The following is a 1,854-nucleotide window of genomic DNA, read 5'->3' as shown; positions in this document are numbered from 1 at the left end:
CTGCGCACCTGACCCATCACGGTGGCGGCGGCGAGATCATGGCCGACGCAGTCGCCGACCACTAACGCGATGCGTCCGTCCTCCAGGTCGACGACGTCATACCAGTCACCGCCCACCTGAAGGGGACGGCTGGCGGCCTGATAGCGAACTGCGAACTCGGCCGGTAGATGAGCAGGGCCGAGGATTGCGTGTTGCAACGCCAGGGCGGTCTCGCGCTGCTGGTCAACCTGGTACACCCGCTGCAGACCTTGGCCGAGCCGGCCTGCCAGCACTGTTAGCAAGGTCTGGTCTTCGAGGGTGAACGACCGTTGCTCGACCAGATCGATCCAAACGACGAGCACGCCCTCGGGATGCTGCAGCGCGATGCCCGCCGTCCCGGCCTTCGTTGTGTTGGGAGTGAGTAGGTCGCCGTCGCGCAAAGAGCTGAGCATCTGTTGTGTATGGGATGGCAGGTCTACCCACTGCGCGAACTCGCCGACCGACACTACCTGCGGTGCGCCATAGGCGTTTTGCGTCGATGAGCTTCCGGTCGGGAAGGTGACGGCCAAAACGCGGCGTGCCCGCCACAGCCGACGCAGTTCCTCAACGGCGGCATGCAGCGCGTCATCGACAGTGTCCGCTTGGGCGAGTTCCTGATTGAGCGCATGTTCGCGACCTGCCGCCAGCGCCAATGCGATAGCAGCGTGCGCGGCGAAATCGCTGACGAGGTCTAGGTAATCGTTGCCGAATGGCGGCTGCTGCGGGTGACGTGCGACGGCAATGACACCAATCACAGTGTCGTCCGCACTCAGCGGCATGACGATTGCCGATCGTTCACCGACGTCGGTGAACCCCTCGATCGGATATTGGAAGGAACCAGTGATCAGCGGAAGACCGCGACGCGCGACTCCGCCTGTGGTGGAGCCCGCCATAGGAACCTGCTGACCGATCACCTCCGAGGAGTACCGGCCGGCCGTAGCGGCGACGACAAGGGTGTCGACTTCATCGGCGGGCAGACCGGACTCCCGGGGGATCAGCAAGATCGCCTGCTCAGCGTCGGCTAACTCCAGCGCCAGATTGACGATGAGCTGCAACGGCCCCGTTTGCGGGTCGCCGGACAGCAACGCGGTCGTGATCTCGCGACTAGCCTTCGTCCATTTCGACGATTCACGTTCTCGCTCGAAGAGTCGTGCGTTGTCGATGGCGGCGGCCGCCGCGGTGGCCAATGCCCGCACGGCGCTCTCCTGGACGTCGGAAAATACTCGTCCGGGCCGATCGTCGGCCAGGTAAAGGCTCCCGAAGTCAGTTGCCCGCACGGTGATCGGTATTCCGAGGAGCGCGTGCATCGGCGGATCGTGTGCGTGCAGCATGATGGCCCCAGGATGAGCACTCAGATCGTCGACGCGCACACCATCGCCCACCGGCAGATCGCCGAGCCGCCGCGCCGTGTCGTTGTCGATTCCCGCGTGGATGAAAGAGGAAGCGAGGGTGCCGTCGGCCGCGCGAATACCCAGTGCGCCGTACCGGGCACCGGTCAGCTCCATCGCCGCATCGACAATTCGATGCAACGTCACATCCAGGTTTAGAACGGACCCGATCTCGACGATGACACGGACCAGGTGTTCCATTTGGTCGCGAGCCGCAGCCAAGTCGTCAGGCTGTTCATGCAATCCGTTACCCAGATCGCGCCGGCCCGTCATGGTGGAGCGGATTCACCCCGGTCGTCGTCCCTAAACAAACCGTTCGCTTGCGCCGCCGCGCAAGCTGAACCTGGGCGTCGGATAGCGTTGGGTGTACTCGCTCCTGCAGCTGGTGTTCTTTGAGAATCTTGGCCCCGCCTCGCGTCCCGATAGATTGGTCGGATGACAAACATCC

General features: G+C 63.8%; 1 protein-coding gene. It reads right to left on the bottom strand.

The window, feature by feature from the left end; genetic code table 11:
* A partial coding sequence (locus WA317_RS10590; protein ID WP_425172985.1) for a GAF domain-containing protein occupies positions 1-1,679 on the bottom strand: 1,679 nt, incomplete at its 3' end.
* Positions 1,680-1,854 lie beyond the last annotated feature (175 nt).

It is taken from the genome of Mycobacterium sp., assembly GCF_049802695.1.
Taxonomy (GTDB): Bacteria; Actinomycetota; Actinomycetes; order Mycobacteriales; family Mycobacteriaceae; genus Mycobacterium.
This window is presented reverse-complemented; position numbering and strand designations above follow the sequence as displayed.